We start from the raw sequence: 13753 nt of genomic DNA, 5'->3' as shown, positions 1-13753 counted from the left end.
AACCGGGTTAATTGCCTGAGGTAATATTCACGGCTTTGAAAATAGTGCGCGCGACGTTTTTCGGGTCATACAGCATCGGCACATGGCTAACCGGCAATTCGGTTATGTGAGCGTGAATCTTTTTCGCCATCGCGCGTTCCAGGTCCGGATTAATCATGCGGTCATTGCTGCCGACCAGGAACCAGCTCGGCTTCTGCTGCCAGGCGGCGCTGCTCACTTTCTCGGTAAAGCTCGCGGCAGCAATGGGCATCTGGGTGATGCCGATAATATTTTGCGCCTCAGGCGTGGCGTCCTGGGCGAAGTCGGTCGCGACGGCCTTAGGATCGAGGCTCAGGAATCCATCTGCCCCTTTGATGATTTTTGCGCTACCCGGCGGAGCAGGGAAGCTGTTGGCTAAGTCAGCGGTAGACTGGCCGGGTGAGGGTGCGAAGGCGTTGATATACACCAGCCCTTTCACTTTCGGATCGTTGCCCGCCTGGGTAATCACCGTTCCGCCCCAGGAATGGCCAACCAGAATAACGTCGCCTTTGGCGCGGGCAATGGCTCGTTTGGTCGCCGCCACGTCATCCGCAAGAGACGTTAAAGGAATTTGTGCGGTGATAATTTCGTAATGGCGCGTTTGCAGCACCGGGATCACCTGCTCCCAGCTGCCGGTGGCGTCGGCGAACGCCCCGTGAACCAAAACAATGGTGTGCTGAGTTTCAGCGTGGGCGGCAAACCCGCTCATCAGGCCAGCGGCTGTCAGCGCCAGCAGCGTCTTACGCAATGGTTTCATGTTGTTCTCCATTTAGAAAAGAAAGCGTTAGCGGTAAATATCCGCGCTGCCGAAATAGCTGTTATTGCCCCCGGCGGAAACGATGCGGTAGGCGCTGGCACCGGCTTTATCGGCTTTTGCGGCCAGGCTGGCGTTAAGCTGGCTTAGGGAGAGGGTGGTGCCGCTGCTTTCAGACACGGTGCCGATTTTGACCAGCCCCTGAGCGTGGTTAACTTCTTTGGCGGCAAAAGCCGGAGAAACGGCAGCGGCGATAATCAGCGGGAGCAGCAGGTTGCGGATAAGTTTCATCATAAGCCTCGCAAGAATCAGTTCGTTAAACGGGTTGCCGCCGTAACGTTTGGCGGATGGCCTTATTTAACGCGTTCTTTGTATGCGGGCTGTGTCAGGCGCGGGGCGATTTGTTTTGTTGTTTAGCTAAATGAGGTGTGGATATATAACAACACAATTCGTTGGTGAGAATGCCCTCTCCCCGGGCGGTGTACATACCGGAGACATGGTGAACACTTGTTCGGGGACATGGTAGACACTTACAACTACGGCATAAGAACCCTCTTCCGGAGTCGCTTATGCCCTGGGATGCGAGAGATACCATGTCATTACGTCACGAGTTTGTTCACTTTGCCTCGCAGGACGGGGCTAACATCCGGGCGCTCTGTCGCCACTTCGGCATCGCGCCCGCCACCGGATATAAGTGGCTTTGCCGCTTTCTCGAGGCCGGACTTCCCGGCCTCGCTGACCGCTCACGGGCTCCCCATCATTCTCCCAACGCCACCGCCGCTCAGGTGGCTGACCTGTTACAGCAGGCACACCTGGCCCATCCCCGCTGGGGAGCCCGCAAGATTAAGGCCTGGCTGGAAGCGCAGGGGCACCACCTTCCTGCCGTCAGTACCGTGCACAACCTGATGCACCGTCACGGCCTGCTACCCGGTGTACCGCCGGGTATCCCCTCTGCCGGTCGCTTCGAACACGGCAGGCCGAACGCCCTCTGGCAGATGGATTTTAAGGGACACTTTCCCTTCGCCGGTGGGCGCAGCCATCCCCTCACGCTGCTGGACGACCACTCCCGGTTTTCACTCTGCCTGACGCACTGCGACAACGAGCGGCGTGAGACCGTGCAGTCACATCTGACAAAGGTGTTTGAGCGCTATGGCCTGCCGGAGAGGATGACCATGGATAACGGGGCGCCCTGGGGAGACACCACCGGGACCTGGACCGCGCTGGAGCTGTGGCTGATGCGTCAGGGTATCCGGGTGGGGCACTCGCGGCCTTATCATCCCCAGACGCAGGGCAAGCTCGAGCGTTTTCACCGCAGTCTGAAGGCGGAGGTTCTGCAGGGGAAATGGTTCACGGACAGCGACCAGCTCCAGCGGGTATTTGACCACTGGCGGGAGGTCTATAACTTTGAACGCCCGCATGAGGGACTGAATATGGCGGTCCCGGGTTCGCGCTATCAGCCTTCGGCCAGACAGTACAGAAGCGATGCTCCCGGGCCGGAGTACGATGACGGCGTGGCGGTAAGAAAAGTGGATATCAGTGGAAGCCTGAGCATCAGAGGTATCAGCCTGAAAGCGGGCAAAGCGTTCAGGGGAGAGCGAGTGGGGCTGAAGGAAAGCGGTGAGGACGGTTGTTATGAGGTGTGGTGGTACAGCACGAAAGTGGGAATGATCGACCTGAAGAACCGGTCGATCATCATGGGTAAAAGATGTTAAAAGGTGTTCACTATGTCCCCGAACATCTGTCTACTATGTCCCCGGAACGTACAGCGGGAAGAGGGCGGGCCTAAGAAGGTTAAAGCCCTTCCTGGCTCTCTTTTTTGGCTTCTGCAGCGCGGATGGCGCGATACCAGCGCGGGTGGTGTTTCTGCGCCCAGCGGCGGCTAACCTTCCCGGCAATCATGCCTTTAATCGAACCTTTCACCCAAAATGCCATGTACATATGGATAAGGATGGCGTGGATCAAAATAATGGCGGAAGCGGCGTGGATAAGCAGGCCGTAGCGAATCATCCAGATAGGGAAATAATCGGCGAACCAGGGCCGCCAGATAATAATTCCGGTTACCAACAGCACGAAAATCATGCTCATAATGGTCCAGAACATCATCTTTTGCCCGGCGTTATATTTCCCGACATCAGCCACTTTATGCTCGTTGCCTTTCAGCACTTCAACAATGCCTTTCAGCCAGGGTAAGTCCTGCTTGTCGGGAATGTTGTGATGCACAAAGCGGGCGAACATAAACATCAGCGCGACGAAAATAGCCACGCCAAAGTACGGGTGCAGAATGCGCCCCATTTGTGGTGTACCGAACGTTTCCGTCAGCCATTGCAGCGTTGGGAAAAACAGCGCAATGCCTGAAAGCGACACAAGAAAGAAGCACACCACTACCGTCCAGTGACAGGCGCGGTCGATGAATTTCGTTCTGACAATCATCTTACTCATGGCTATCTTCCTCGTCTTCGTCCGTCTCTTCGTTCGGCCCAACGCCGATATAGTGGAACATCAGCCCGGCAAATGTGGCAACGAATCCCATCGCCGACAGCGGCTTGAGTATGCCTTTCCACAGGTTGACCGGGGTGTCGATTTTCGGCTCCTTCGGCAGGTTGTGGTACAGCTCCGGCTGGTCGGCATGATGCAGCACATAAATAACGTGCGTGCCGCCCACGCCCTGCGGGTTATAAACGCCCGCGTGTTCGAAGCCGCGTTTTTTCAGCTTTTCGACGCGCTGGTCCGCCATTTCAAGCATCTCTTTGCGGCTGCCAAAATGTATCGCCCCGGTTGGGCAGGTTTTCACGCAGGCCGGCTCCTGGCCAACGCTGACCCGGTCAACGCACAGGGTGCATTTATAAACGCGGTTATCGTCTTTATTCAGGCGAGGCACGTTGAACGGGCAGCCGGCGATGCAGTAGCCGCAGCCGATGCAGTGTTCCGACTGAAAATCCACAATGCCGTTAGCGTACTGAATAATGGCCCCGGCGGAGGGGCAGGCCTTAAGGCAGCCCGGGTCCTCACAGTGCATGCAGCCATCTTTGCGGATAAGCCATTCCAGTTTGCCGTTTTGCGTGGTTTCGCTAAAGCGCATCACGGTCCAGGATTTGGCGCTCAGATCTGCGGGGTTGTCGTACACGCCAACGCAGTGCCCCACCTCATCGCGGATGTCGTTCCACTCCGAGCAGCCGACCTGGCACGCCTTACAGCCAATGCAGCTCGACACATCGATGAGTTTGGTGACTTCTTCCTTGAAGTCACGTACCCGCGGCGGCGGCGTAAAACCGTTGGTCGCCGAACGTTTAATAATATCCTGAGATTGCATGGACATTGTTCTCTCCCTTACGCCTTCTCAATGTTGACCAGAAACGCCTTGTATTCCGGCGTTTGCGAGTTGGCGTCGCCAATGGACGGCGTCAGGGTGTTCGCGAGATAACCCTTGCGGGCCGCACCCTCAAAGCCCCAGTGCAGCGGGATGCCGACGGTTTCAACCTCCTGGCCTCCTGCATGCAGGGTTTGCAGGCGCGGGGTCACTACCGCCACGGCCTTAATAAAGCCGCGTTTACTGCTGACCCTGACCCAATCACCGTTAGCAATCCCTTTTGCCTTCGCCAGGCGCTCGCTGATTTCCACAAATTGTTCCGGCTGGGCGATGGCGTTAAGCCGCGCGTGCTTGGTCCAGGTGTGGAAATGCTCGGTCAGGCGATAAGTGGTGCCGACGTAAGGGAACTGCTGCTTGCGGCCCATGCGTTTGGCGTCGGCTTCGTAGAGACGCGCCGCCGGGTTAGAGACTACGTTCGGGTGCAGCGGGTTGGTGCCGAGCGGCGTTTCAAACGGCTCGTAGTGCTCCGGGAACGGCCCTTCGGCGAGTTTGTCCAGGGCGAACAGGCGTCCCAGACCTTCCTGCTGCATGATAAACGGCCCAACGCCGCTGCCCGGTGCCGCAGTGCTGAAGTCCGGGATGTCGTTCCCGACCCATTTCGTACCGTTCCATTCGATCAGCATTCGTTTCGCGTCCCACGGCTTGCCTTGTGGGTCGGCGGAGGCGCGGTTGTACAGCACGCGGCGGTTCATTGGCCACGCCCACGCCCAGCCGAGGGTGTTCCCCAGCCCGGAAGGATCGGCATTATCGCGGTTCGCCATCTGGTTGCCTTTGGCGGTCCAGCTCCCGGCGTAAATCCAGCAAGCGGAAGCGGTAGAGCCGTCGTCACGCAGCAGCGCAAAGGAGTCCAGCAGCTGGCCTTTTTTCGCCAACAGAGTCCCGCTGGCATCAAACAGGTCTTCCAGCGCGTAGCCGTTGTTTTCTTTGGCAATCTCTTCCGATTCTGGCTTATCAGGCTGATGATAATTCCAGCCCATTTTCATCAGCGGCTCGATGCCTTTACCGCCTTCGGCCCGGTACATCTGGCGCAGCTGGTGGTAAAGCCCGGCGAGGATCTCTCCGTCGTTCAGCGCTTCTCCCGGCGCGTCCGCACCCTTCCAGTGCCACTGTAGCCAGCGGCCGGAGTTGGCGATGGATCCATCTTCTTCCGCAAAGCAGGTGGACGGCAGGCGGAACACTTCGGTCTGAATACTGGCCGGGTCAACGTCGTTCATCTCGCCGTGGTTCTGCCAGAAATTGGAGGTTTCCGTGACCAGCGGGTCGATAATCACCAGGTACTTCAGCTTGCTGAGGCTGGCAACAACTTTGTTTTTGTCCGGGAACGAGGCCACCGGGTTAAAGCCCTGGCAGATATAGCCGGTGACCTGGTTGCGGTCCATCATGTCGAAGTATTTCAGCACGTCATAGGACTGATCCCACTTCGGCAGCCAGTCGAAGCCCCAGCCATTCTCTTTGCGGGCATCATCGCCGTAGAACGCTTTCATCAGGCTGACGAAGAACTTCGGATAGTTGCCCCAGTAGTTCACCTGGCCCGGCAGCGTGGCTTTTGGCGTATTAGCCGCAAGGTACGTTTGCAGGTCGGTGTGCTTCTCAGACGGCAGCGTCAGGTAGCCCGGCAGGCTGGTGGAGAGCAGGCCGAGGTCGGTCAAACCCTGAATGTTGGAGTGGCCGCGCAGGGCGTTAACGCCGCCGCCCGCCATGCCCATATTACCGAGCAGCAGCTGGATCATCGCCATAGTACGGATGTTCTGGGCGCCAACGGTATGCTGCGTCCATCCCAGAGCGTAGAGGAACGTGGTGGTGCGGTCCGCCGCGCTGGTTGAGGCCAGCACTTCGCAAACTTTGAGGAAATCCGCCTGAGGCGTGCCGCAAATGTTCTCAACCACGTCCGGCGTATAGCGGGCAACGTGCTGTTTGAGCAAGTTCCACACGCAGCGCGGGTGGCTCAGCGTGTCGTCGCGTTTGGCGAAGCCATTTTCGTCGAACTGGTAGTTCCAGCTGGTTTTATCGTACTGGCGTTTTTCGTCGTCGTAGCCGCTGAACAGGCCGTCTTCAAAGCTGAAGTCGTCGCGTACCAGCAGCGCCGCGTTGGTGTAGTGTTTGACGTATTCGGCGTTAATTTTACCGTTGGAAATCAGGTACAGGATAACGCCCGACAGGAAGGTAATGTCGGTTCCGGAGCGGATCGGCGCATAGATATCCGCCACCGAAGCGGTGCGGGTAAAGCGCGGATCGACCACAATCAGCGTGGCGTCGTTGTTGTTTTTGGCTTCCATCGCCCAGCGGAAACCGACCGGGTGGGCTTCAGCGGCGTTGCCGCCCATCACCATCACCACGTTGGCGTTTTTGATATCAACCCAGTGGTTGGTCATCGCACCGCGACCAAATGTTGGAGCAAGACTTGCTACCGTTGGTCCGTGTCAGACGCGCGCCTGGTTATCTACCGCCAGCATGCCCAAAGAGCGGGCAAATTTTTGCGTGAGCATCCCGGTTTCATTGCTGGCCGCCGAAGCGCACAGCATGCCGGTTGAAAGCCAGCGGTTAACGGTGACGTCGTGCTCATTTTTCTCGACGAAGTTAGCGTCACGGTCATCTTTCATCAGGCGGGCGATGCGTGAAAACGCTTCATCCCAGCTGATGCGCTGCCATTTATCAGAACCCGGCGCGCGGTACTCCGGGTAGCGCAGGCGGCTGTCGCTGTGAATATAGTCGAGCAGGCCAGCCCCTTTGGGGCAAAGCGCGCCGCGGTTAACCGGGTGATCCGGGTCGCCTTCAATATGGAAAATGCTGGATTTGGCGTTTTTTGCGCCGTCTCCGAGGCTATACATCAATAATCCACAGCCCACGGAACAGTAAGTACAGCTATTACGGGTTTCTTTCGCACGCAGCAATTTGTAATTGCGCGTCTCCGCCAGCGCGGTTTTTGGCGCAAAGCCCAAAACTGCCGCCGTTGTACCAGCCATCCCGCCGGCGCAGATTTTAAAAAATTTTCTGCGGCTGACGTTCATCGTAATCTCATCGGTATGACGTTATTCGTGCGGCGAAAATAACAACTATGGCCGTTCAAATATTGCGTGAAATCAACTCGATAAACATTGGGTATGCGGTTACCCACAAGGTGTTATCTATTGTGTTAAATAGATAGCCATTTGGTGTGTGGTTATTGGCGAGAGGGGTAAAGTGCCGCTCTGCAAATAAGGCGGCACGTTTTTGATATCGGCCAGCGCGGAAAATTACAGGCGGGTAAAAGAGAACCAGCGCCGCCAGATAAAACGCAGCACGTAATACTCGATAACGCCGAGTGCAAGGAACCATGCGCAGAACAGGATTATGTACAGCTGGCTGAGGTCGGCGAGATGGAAGGTATCAATCAGCTTTTGCGCCAGCGTCAGGGTTAACGCCGGGGCCGGAAGCAGCAGGCAGGACAGGAAAGCCAGCAGCAGAATGCCGCCCGCGCTTAACAGCGCTTGGTGTGGATGGTTCATGACGTTGTTAACCTGAGGCTAAAAGAAGCTATTGTCCGGGAAAGCGGGCGCGGGTGCAAACCGGGTGAGGGGGAGGAAGAAAGCGGCCTCCCGGTTGGAAGGCCAGCGGAGAAAAGAACGCTTAAAACACTTCGTTCAGCAGGCTGTACATACGGGTAAATGCGCGTTTGGTCACTTCCGGGTGATATTTGGCCACGCCGTCAACATTCGCGCCCGGGTCGGTGAAGGAATGCACCGCTCCGGCGTAGCTGACGAGCTGCCAGTCTACGGAGGCGGCGTTCATTTCAGTGGCGAACGCGCTCAGTTGCTCGCGCGGTACCAGCGGATCTTCCGCGCCGTCCAGCACCAGTACGGAGGCTTTGATATCTCCGGCAGCGCTGGTTTTTTTGGTATCCAGCGTTCCGTGGAAGGAGACCGCAGCTTTGATATCTACGCCGCTTCTTGCCAGCTCAAGCGCGCAATGGCCGCCAAAGCAGAAGCCCGCGACCGCCAGTTTACCGGCGGCAACAGGTGCCGTTTTCTGGGCGGCAAGAGAGTCCAGCGCGGCGCGCATGCGGCCCACTTCTGCCGGAGTATCTTTCACTTCCATCATCAGGGCACCGGCTTCGTCCGCGTTGGTCGGGCGTTTGCCCTGGCCGTACAGGTCGGCAACCAGCACCACATATCCCTGAGCCGCAATGGATTTTGCCTGCTCGATGGCGGCGGCGCTCACGCCCATCCAGTTTGGCGCAATTAAAATGCCGGGGCGCTCCGCGCTCTCCTTTTCGGCATACACCAGAGATCCTTCAAAGGTTTGATTATCGACTTGATATAAAAATGGCGCTGAAATAATTTCCGACATCGGTATTAACCCCTAAATAAATTATGGTTCTCTTGCAGGTGAACCTTAATTATTTTCATAGCGCTAAGGAATTAGCAATTTATTAAAAACTCAAGCGCATGAATTGCTATCTAATTAAATTTAAAAAAGCTTTATGTGTTAGCAGATGGTTTTTTCTGTCAGAAATTGTAATGCAGGGTTTGCGGGGTGAGCTTATCACCCCGTTATTTATTGCCGTGGCTGCCTTTTTAAAGGTGAATTGCCGGACGTACTGGCGAAGTTAATCCTGGGGTATCAGGTCCCGGTAAAGCTCGGCCAGTACTCCGCCTGCGGCGAACTGCTGTTTGATCCAGCGGGTAACCTGACCCGTTGCGGCGTGCTGGGTGGCAAGCAGCATACGCGAGTGCTGGCGAGGGTTGTGTACCTTCCGGGTGACCAGCAGCCCGCTGTTTTGCGCCTCACGCACCATATAATCCGGCAGGAAGCCAATGCCTTCCCCGAGGATCTGGCACTGGCATTTGGTAGCGAAGTCCGGTACGGCAATCACTTCCTGGCCGTGCAGCAGCCAGCCCACTTTCTTATTAATCGTCGAGGCGGTGTCTTCCACCATGATATTGGGGTAGAGCCTGAGCTGGCTTTCGGGGATGGGCTCCTGAGCGTTTGCCAGCGGATGAGCGGGCGCAACGGCGAACTCCCAGCGGATGGCGCCGATTTCGGTGTAATCAATCCCGCCTCCGCCCAGCAGGGCATCCGGTGCGCCGATGGCGATATTGACCTGATTATTAATCATCGCATCCCAGACGCCGTTATAAACCTCGGTTGTGATGGCAATCTGGCAGCCGGGGAAGCGCTGTTTGAGGATTTGCAGCAGCCTCGCCGTGTGGTGCGGGGTGTACAGCAGATGGTTAATACAAATTCTGACTTTAGCCTCAATCCCCTGCGAAATGGTATCGATCCCCCGCTTAATACCCTGAAAATCATTCAGCAGGTCTCTGGCTTTACGGTAGAAATAAAGCCCGGATTCGGTCAGCTCAATATTGCGGGTGTTGCGGATAAACAGCGTCACGTTGAGCGCGGTTTCTATCCGCTTGATGGTGTAACTGATAGCGGAAGTGGTGAGACCCAGCTCTTCGGCCGCCCTGCTGAAGCTGCCGTAGCGCGCGGCGCAGGTAAATGCCTGCAAATTCTCTTCGGTAAAGATTGAGTTCACGTCGTTCCCTCTTCACGGCGGTGGTTAGCGGGATTTTGACACAAGCGACAGGATGATTGTTAAAACTCATTCAACAATAGCGCCTCCGGCGATGAATCTTTTTTAAGCGGATGTTATTCAACCGGGACGGTTGGTATTCTCAAATATCAGGAATTACAGCGCACGACAGGAGAACACAATGTCTGAAAAACAGCTGGTTACCGAGTTTCTGACGGCAGCCGTAAGGGGCGACACCGCGACGCTAAAAAAATGCCTCGGGCAGGGCGTGGAGATAAACGTGACCAACCGCCAGGGCAGAACGGCGGTCACAATAGCCAGCCTCAATCAACAATATGACTGCGTGGCGCTGCTGATTGACGCCGGAGCGGACATCAACATGCAGGATGAAACCTGCTTTAACCCGTTCCTGCTGAGCTGCCTGAATAACGATCTCAGGTTGCTGCGCCTGGTGTTACCCGCTAAGCCTGACCTGACGCGTCTGACTCGTTTCGGCGGCGTAGGCATCACGCCTGCCAGCGAAAAAGGGCACGTTGAAATTGTGCGTGAACTGCTGGCGCACACCGAAATTAACGTCAACCACACCAACTTCCTCGGCTGGACGCCGCTGCTTGAAGCTATCGTCTTAAACGATGGCGCAGAGAAGCAGCAGGAGATTGTGCAGCTTCTGCTGGAGCACGGCGCTAACCCGCATATGACGGATAAATACGGCAAAACTCCGCTGGAGTTGACTAATGAAAAAGGCTTCCGCGAAATCGCACAACTGCTGATTAACGCAGGGGCCTAATCGCTTTACCTCTATCTCTGGTCTTCACTCTTCAAGGCAGAAAAATAAAAATGACTGAAATTGAAAAAAGCCGTCGCGACTTCCTCAGCGGCACGGGCACAGTTGCCGCAGCCTGTGCCATTTTTGGCGCAACGGGAACCACCGCCTGGGCCGCGAAAGCACCTGCAACCCTTTGTGAGAACGACAACCGCATGAGCGCCATTAGCGAAAAGCACTATTATCTGGATAACGTGCTGCTTGAAAACGGGTTTAACTACCAGGACGGCGTGGCCGTCAGTACCCGCACGGTGCTGACTACGCTAGAAATTAAAGACGGTAAAATTGCTGCCCTGCACGCCAACAAATCGCACCCGGACGGCGCGCTGCACGCCTATGACGCGGGCGGTAAATTGCTGCTCCCGGCGATGCGCGATATGCATATCCACCTCGATAAAACCTTCTACGGCGGCCCGTGGCAGGTACATAACCGCCCGGAAGGCACCACCATCATGGACATGATTGCCTATGAGCGGAAAATTTTGCCCGAACTCCAGCCGTATACCCGCGAACGTGCCGGGAAACTTATCGACCTGATCCAGTCGAAAGGCTCTACCGTGGCGCGCAGCCACTGCAATATTGAGCCGGTTTCCGGCCTTAAAAACCTCGAAAACCTGATGGCGGTGCTGGAGCAGAGGAAAGCCGGACTGAGCTGTGAAATCGTGGCTTTTCCTCAGCACGGCCTGTTGCTGTCTAAATCCGAGCCGCTGATGCGGGAAGCGATGCAGGCCGGGGCGCATTATGTTGGCGGCCTGGACCCGACCAACGTGGACGGGGCGATGGAAAAATCCCTCGACACCATGTTCCAGATAGCGCTCGACTACAACAAAGGGGTGGACATTCACCTGCACGAAACCAGCCCGGCAGGCGTGGCGGCGGTGAATTATATGGTTGAGACGGTTGAAAAAACGCCTCAGCTTAAGGGCAGGCTGACCATCAGCCACGGCTTTGCGCTGGCAACGCTCACCCCGCAGCAGGTGGACGAGATTGCCACGCGCATGGCGGCGCAGCAGATTTCCATCGCCTCAACGGTGCCGATGGGCACTCTGCATATGCCGCTCAAGCAGTTGCAGCAGAAAGGCGTAATGGTGATGACCGGCACCGACAGCGTTATCGATCACTGGTCGCCGTATGGCCTGGGCGACATGCTGGAAAAAGCCAACCTCTATGCGCAGCTTTATGTTCGCCCGAGCGAGCTTAGCCTGTCGCGTTCCCTTGCGATTGCCACCGGCAATATTTTGCCGCTGAACGATAAAGGCGAGCAGGTTTGGCCGAAGCCGCAGGATGAGGCGAATTTTGTGCTGGTGGATGCTTCTTGTTCGGCGGAGGCGGTGGCGCGTATCTCCCCGCGTACCGCGACGTTCCATCAGGGCAACCTGGTGTGGGGAAACGTTAGCTAAAAACAAAATAGCCTGCGCAAGCAGGCTATTTATTCCCGTTAGCGGATAACAAAGACCGGGAAATGCGCGTGTCGAATAATACTCGAGGCGTTAGACCCCAGCAGATGGGTTGAAACCGAAGGATTCCTTGAGCCAACAATAATCACGTCGGCATGAATTTCCTGAGCCAGTTCGTTTACTTCGTCGCGCACCGAGCCGTAGCGAATATCGACAATTACGCGTTCTTTGGGCAGCGAGAAATGCCCGCGCAATTCCTCCATTTTTTCTTCGGCATTTTTCTTCAGGTATTCGTCGAACTTGCGGATATCAGAAGAAAAACCGTGGGTATTAAACAGCGGGGATTTGGGCAGAACGTACAGCAGGTGGATGGTGCCGGAGGACTCTTTCGCGAGGTATTCAGCGTGACGAATGGCTTTATCGGTGAGTTCCATTTCAAAAACATCCACCGGCATTAAGATGGTTTTATACATCGTTAATCTCCTTTTGGTAACGTTTCAGTAATCCTGGCACTAACGGCCTGAGAAATCAGTTTGATTTCATCTGGTTTGCGATCTGCGTGTTAATAAACCTATTTAAATTAGCGGCTATCAAAATGGGGGCAATTGTTTGTATGATACGCCGGTTACGGCTGTTTTTAAGGCCGGACATAAAAATATCAAATTAATACCGAGGATGATTCTGGATGGCTACAAAGATCCTGATGCAGAACCCGCGTACCGGTGAAACGGTAACCGGCTTCTATGGTTTTTCATGGACTACACTGTTTTTTGGCTCGTTCCCTGCGCTGTTCCGTAAGGACTTCATTACCTTTATCGGCGTATTTGTTGTGTTGCTGATCCTGGGGTTCATTACTCTTGGGATTGGCTCGATGATCGCGATGATCGTCTGGGCATTTATGTACAACAAATATTACACCGTTAATCTGGTGAAAAAGGGCTTTGCCTTTGCCGGTACGCACACTGAAAACCAGGTTGCTGCCAGCCGCGTGGGGTTAATCCTCAACGCGGATAATTGCCGAACCTACGCTCAGTAATTGCCGGGTTGATAGCAAAAAAGCGCCTCTGGGGCGCTTTTTCTGTTTTATCGGCATGACAGCTTAGTTGCGCCCAGCCATTACGCCGCCGTCCACGTCCCACAGCGCGCCGGTAACCCAGCTGGTATTGTCGGACAGCAGGAAGCTCACCACTTCTGCCACATCGCGCGGAGTGCCTACGCGGCCAATCGGGTGGAAGCTGTCAAAACTGCCCATCACGCCCGTGACATCTTCTTTAGGAATAAAACCTTCATAAATCGGCGTGTGCACCACCGCCGGAGAAACAGCATTGACGCGGATGCCCTGCGGCCCAAGCTCAATGGCGAGATTCTTAGTCAAAGCGTGCAAACCGGCTTTTGCCATTGAATAGGCGGAAGAAGGCGTTGCGCCGATGGCCTGCTGCGCCCACATGGAACCGATATTCACGATAGAACCTTTAGTCCCGGCGGCCACCATGTTTTTCACCACTTCGCGAGTGATGAAGAATGTTGCGCGGTTAATGTTCATATACATGTCGTAGTCGGCTTCTTCATGCTCGATAAACGGTTTTGGGAAGAAAACCCCGGCGGCGTTCACCAGCAGGCTGATGTCACGATGCTCAGCGTTAATCGCGCTTATCACGCTCTGCATACCTTCGCGGCTCATCAGGTCGGCCACGATGACCGACACTTCGCCCAGAGCGGAGAGCGCCTGGCGTGCCTGCTCGGCTTTCTCTGCCCGGTTGCCTACCAGCACAACTTTGCCGCCGTTTTCCAGCACCATACGGGCGCTTTCCAGGCCCATGCCGCTGGTGCCGCCAACAACTAAAAGTTTTTTACCAACAAATGATGCGGACATTGTGACCTC

14 protein-coding genes are annotated in these 13753 nt (G+C 55.7%); 4 read left to right on the top strand and 10 right to left on the bottom strand.

Annotated elements, in window-relative coordinates; genetic code table 11:
• Positions 1-7: 7 nt before the first annotated feature.
• Together ACG1VR_RS17635 and ACG1VR_RS17630 are read right to left on the bottom strand one after the other, a co-directional pair.
• On the bottom strand, positions 8-775 hold the full coding sequence (locus tag ACG1VR_RS17635) for an alpha/beta fold hydrolase (protein ID WP_395489433.1): 768 nt from the start codon (positions 773-775) through the stop codon (positions 8-10).
• A 27-nt stretch (positions 776-802) separates the two neighbouring features.
• Positions 803-1066, bottom strand: coding sequence for a DUF1471 domain-containing protein (locus ACG1VR_RS17630; protein ID WP_016535236.1), 264 nt, complete (start codon positions 1064-1066; stop codon positions 803-805).
• 275 nt (positions 1067-1341) lie between these two features.
• On the opposite strand from ACG1VR_RS17630, the gene ACG1VR_RS17625 reads away from it, so the two are divergent.
• Positions 1342-2484 carry an IS481 family transposase gene (locus ACG1VR_RS17625; RefSeq protein WP_395488908.1) on the top strand — a complete coding sequence of 381 codons (1143 nt, stop codon included), beginning with the start codon at positions 1342-1344 and terminating at the stop codon, positions 2482-2484.
• A 79-nt stretch (positions 2485-2563) separates the two neighbouring features.
• On the opposite strand, the gene fdnI is transcribed toward ACG1VR_RS17625, so the two are convergent.
• The 6 genes from fdnI to ACG1VR_RS17595 form a co-directional block, all read right to left on the bottom strand.
• Entirely contained in the window at positions 2564-3217 is a 654-nt protein-coding gene (gene fdnI, locus ACG1VR_RS17620) for a formate dehydrogenase-N subunit gamma (protein WP_039899124.1), read from the bottom strand.
• Entirely contained in the window at positions 3204-4088 is an 885-nt protein-coding gene (fdxH, locus tag ACG1VR_RS17615; RefSeq protein ID WP_172568173.1) for a formate dehydrogenase subunit beta, read from the bottom strand. Before fdxH ends, fdnI begins: the two co-directional genes overlap by 14 nt.
• Positions 4089-4099: 11 nt before the next feature.
• Positions 4100-7147: a formate dehydrogenase-N subunit alpha gene (gene fdnG / locus ACG1VR_RS17610; RefSeq protein ID WP_395489432.1), complete on the bottom strand. Its 3048-nt coding sequence runs from the start codon at positions 7145-7147 to the stop codon at positions 4100-4102.
• Positions 7148-7372: 225 nt separating this feature from the next.
• The gene (locus ACG1VR_RS17605) at positions 7373-7624 is read right to left on the bottom strand and encodes a DUF1158 family protein (protein WP_172568171.1); all 252 of its coding nucleotides are present in this window, start codon (positions 7622-7624) and stop codon (positions 7373-7375) included.
• A 121-nt stretch (positions 7625-7745) separates the two neighbouring features.
• The gene (locus tag ACG1VR_RS17600; RefSeq protein WP_395489431.1) at positions 7746-8465 is read right to left on the bottom strand and encodes a dienelactone hydrolase family protein; all 720 of its coding nucleotides are present in this window, start codon (positions 8463-8465) and stop codon (positions 7746-7748) included.
• A gap of 259 nt (positions 8466-8724) precedes the next feature.
• Positions 8725-9654, bottom strand: a complete 930-nt coding sequence (locus ACG1VR_RS17595) for a LysR substrate-binding domain-containing protein (protein WP_395489430.1) — start codon at positions 9652-9654, stop codon at positions 8725-8727.
• A gap of 178 nt (positions 9655-9832) precedes the next feature.
• On the opposite strand from ACG1VR_RS17595, the gene ACG1VR_RS17590 reads away from it, so the two are divergent.
• Both ACG1VR_RS17590 and ACG1VR_RS17585 read left to right on the top strand, forming a co-directional pair.
• Complete coding sequence (locus ACG1VR_RS17590) at positions 9833-10438, top strand: ankyrin repeat domain-containing protein (RefSeq protein ID WP_395489429.1); 606 nt, start codon at positions 9833-9835, stop codon at positions 10436-10438.
• 50 nt (positions 10439-10488) lie between these two features.
• Complete coding sequence (locus ACG1VR_RS17585) at positions 10489-11874, top strand: amidohydrolase family protein (protein WP_395489428.1); 1386 nt, start codon at positions 10489-10491, stop codon at positions 11872-11874.
• Positions 11875-11912: 38 nt separating this feature from the next.
• Here ACG1VR_RS17585 and uspG read toward each other — a convergent pair whose 3' ends face one another.
• Entirely contained in the window at positions 11913-12344 is a 432-nt protein-coding gene (gene uspG, locus ACG1VR_RS17580) for a universal stress protein UspG (protein WP_016535247.1), read from the bottom strand.
• 212 nt (positions 12345-12556) lie between these two features.
• On the opposite strand from uspG, the gene ACG1VR_RS17575 reads away from it, so the two are divergent.
• Positions 12557-12907 carry a hypothetical protein gene (locus ACG1VR_RS17575; protein WP_016535249.1) on the top strand — a complete coding sequence of 117 codons (351 nt, stop codon included), beginning with the start codon at positions 12557-12559 and terminating at the stop codon, positions 12905-12907.
• Between the two features lie 63 nt (positions 12908-12970).
• Here the strand turns inward: ACG1VR_RS17575 and ACG1VR_RS17570 are convergent, their stop codons facing one another.
• The gene (locus tag ACG1VR_RS17570; protein WP_395489427.1) at positions 12971-13744 is read right to left on the bottom strand and encodes an SDR family NAD(P)-dependent oxidoreductase; all 774 of its coding nucleotides are present in this window, start codon (positions 13742-13744) and stop codon (positions 12971-12973) included.
• Positions 13745-13753: the final 9 nt, after the last annotated feature.

The organism is Cedecea davisae (assembly GCF_044095835.1).
Taxonomy (GTDB): Bacteria; Pseudomonadota; Gammaproteobacteria; order Enterobacterales; family Enterobacteriaceae; genus Cedecea; species Cedecea davisae.
This window is presented reverse-complemented; position numbering and strand designations above follow the sequence as displayed.

What these genes read in the sequence shown, in the direction of transcription:
- ACG1VR_RS17590 (WP_395489429.1), top strand. Translation starts at nt 9,833, where the DNA reads ATGTCTGAAAAACAGCTGGTTACCGAGTTTCTGACGGCAGCCGTAAGG.
- uspG (WP_016535247.1), bottom strand. Translation starts at nt 12,344, where the DNA reads ATGTATAAAACCATCTTAATGCCGGTGGATGTTTTTGAAATGGAACTC.
- ACG1VR_RS17585 (WP_395489428.1), top strand. Translation starts at nt 10,489, where the DNA reads ATGACTGAAATTGAAAAAAGCCGTCGCGACTTCCTCAGCGGCACGGGC.
- ACG1VR_RS17630 (WP_016535236.1), bottom strand. Translation starts at nt 1,066, where the DNA reads ATGATGAAACTTATCCGCAACCTGCTGCTCCCGCTGATTATCGCCGCT.
- ACG1VR_RS17570 (WP_395489427.1), bottom strand. Translation starts at nt 13,744, where the DNA reads ATGTCCGCATCATTTGTTGGTAAAAAACTTTTAGTTGTTGGCGGCACC.
- ACG1VR_RS17605 (WP_172568171.1), bottom strand. Translation starts at nt 7,624, where the DNA reads ATGAACCATCCACACCAAGCGCTGTTAAGCGCGGGCGGCATTCTGCTG.
- fdxH (WP_172568173.1), bottom strand. Translation starts at nt 4,088, where the DNA reads ATGTCCATGCAATCTCAGGATATTATTAAACGTTCGGCGACCAACGGT.
- ACG1VR_RS17625 (WP_395488908.1), top strand. Translation starts at nt 1,342, where the DNA reads ATGCCCTGGGATGCGAGAGATACCATGTCATTACGTCACGAGTTTGTT.
- ACG1VR_RS17635 (WP_395489433.1), bottom strand. Translation starts at nt 775, where the DNA reads ATGAAACCATTGCGTAAGACGCTGCTGGCGCTGACAGCCGCTGGCCTG.
- ACG1VR_RS17600 (WP_395489431.1), bottom strand. Translation starts at nt 8,465, where the DNA reads ATGTCGGAAATTATTTCAGCGCCATTTTTATATCAAGTCGATAATCAA.
- ACG1VR_RS17575 (WP_016535249.1), top strand. Translation starts at nt 12,557, where the DNA reads ATGGCTACAAAGATCCTGATGCAGAACCCGCGTACCGGTGAAACGGTA.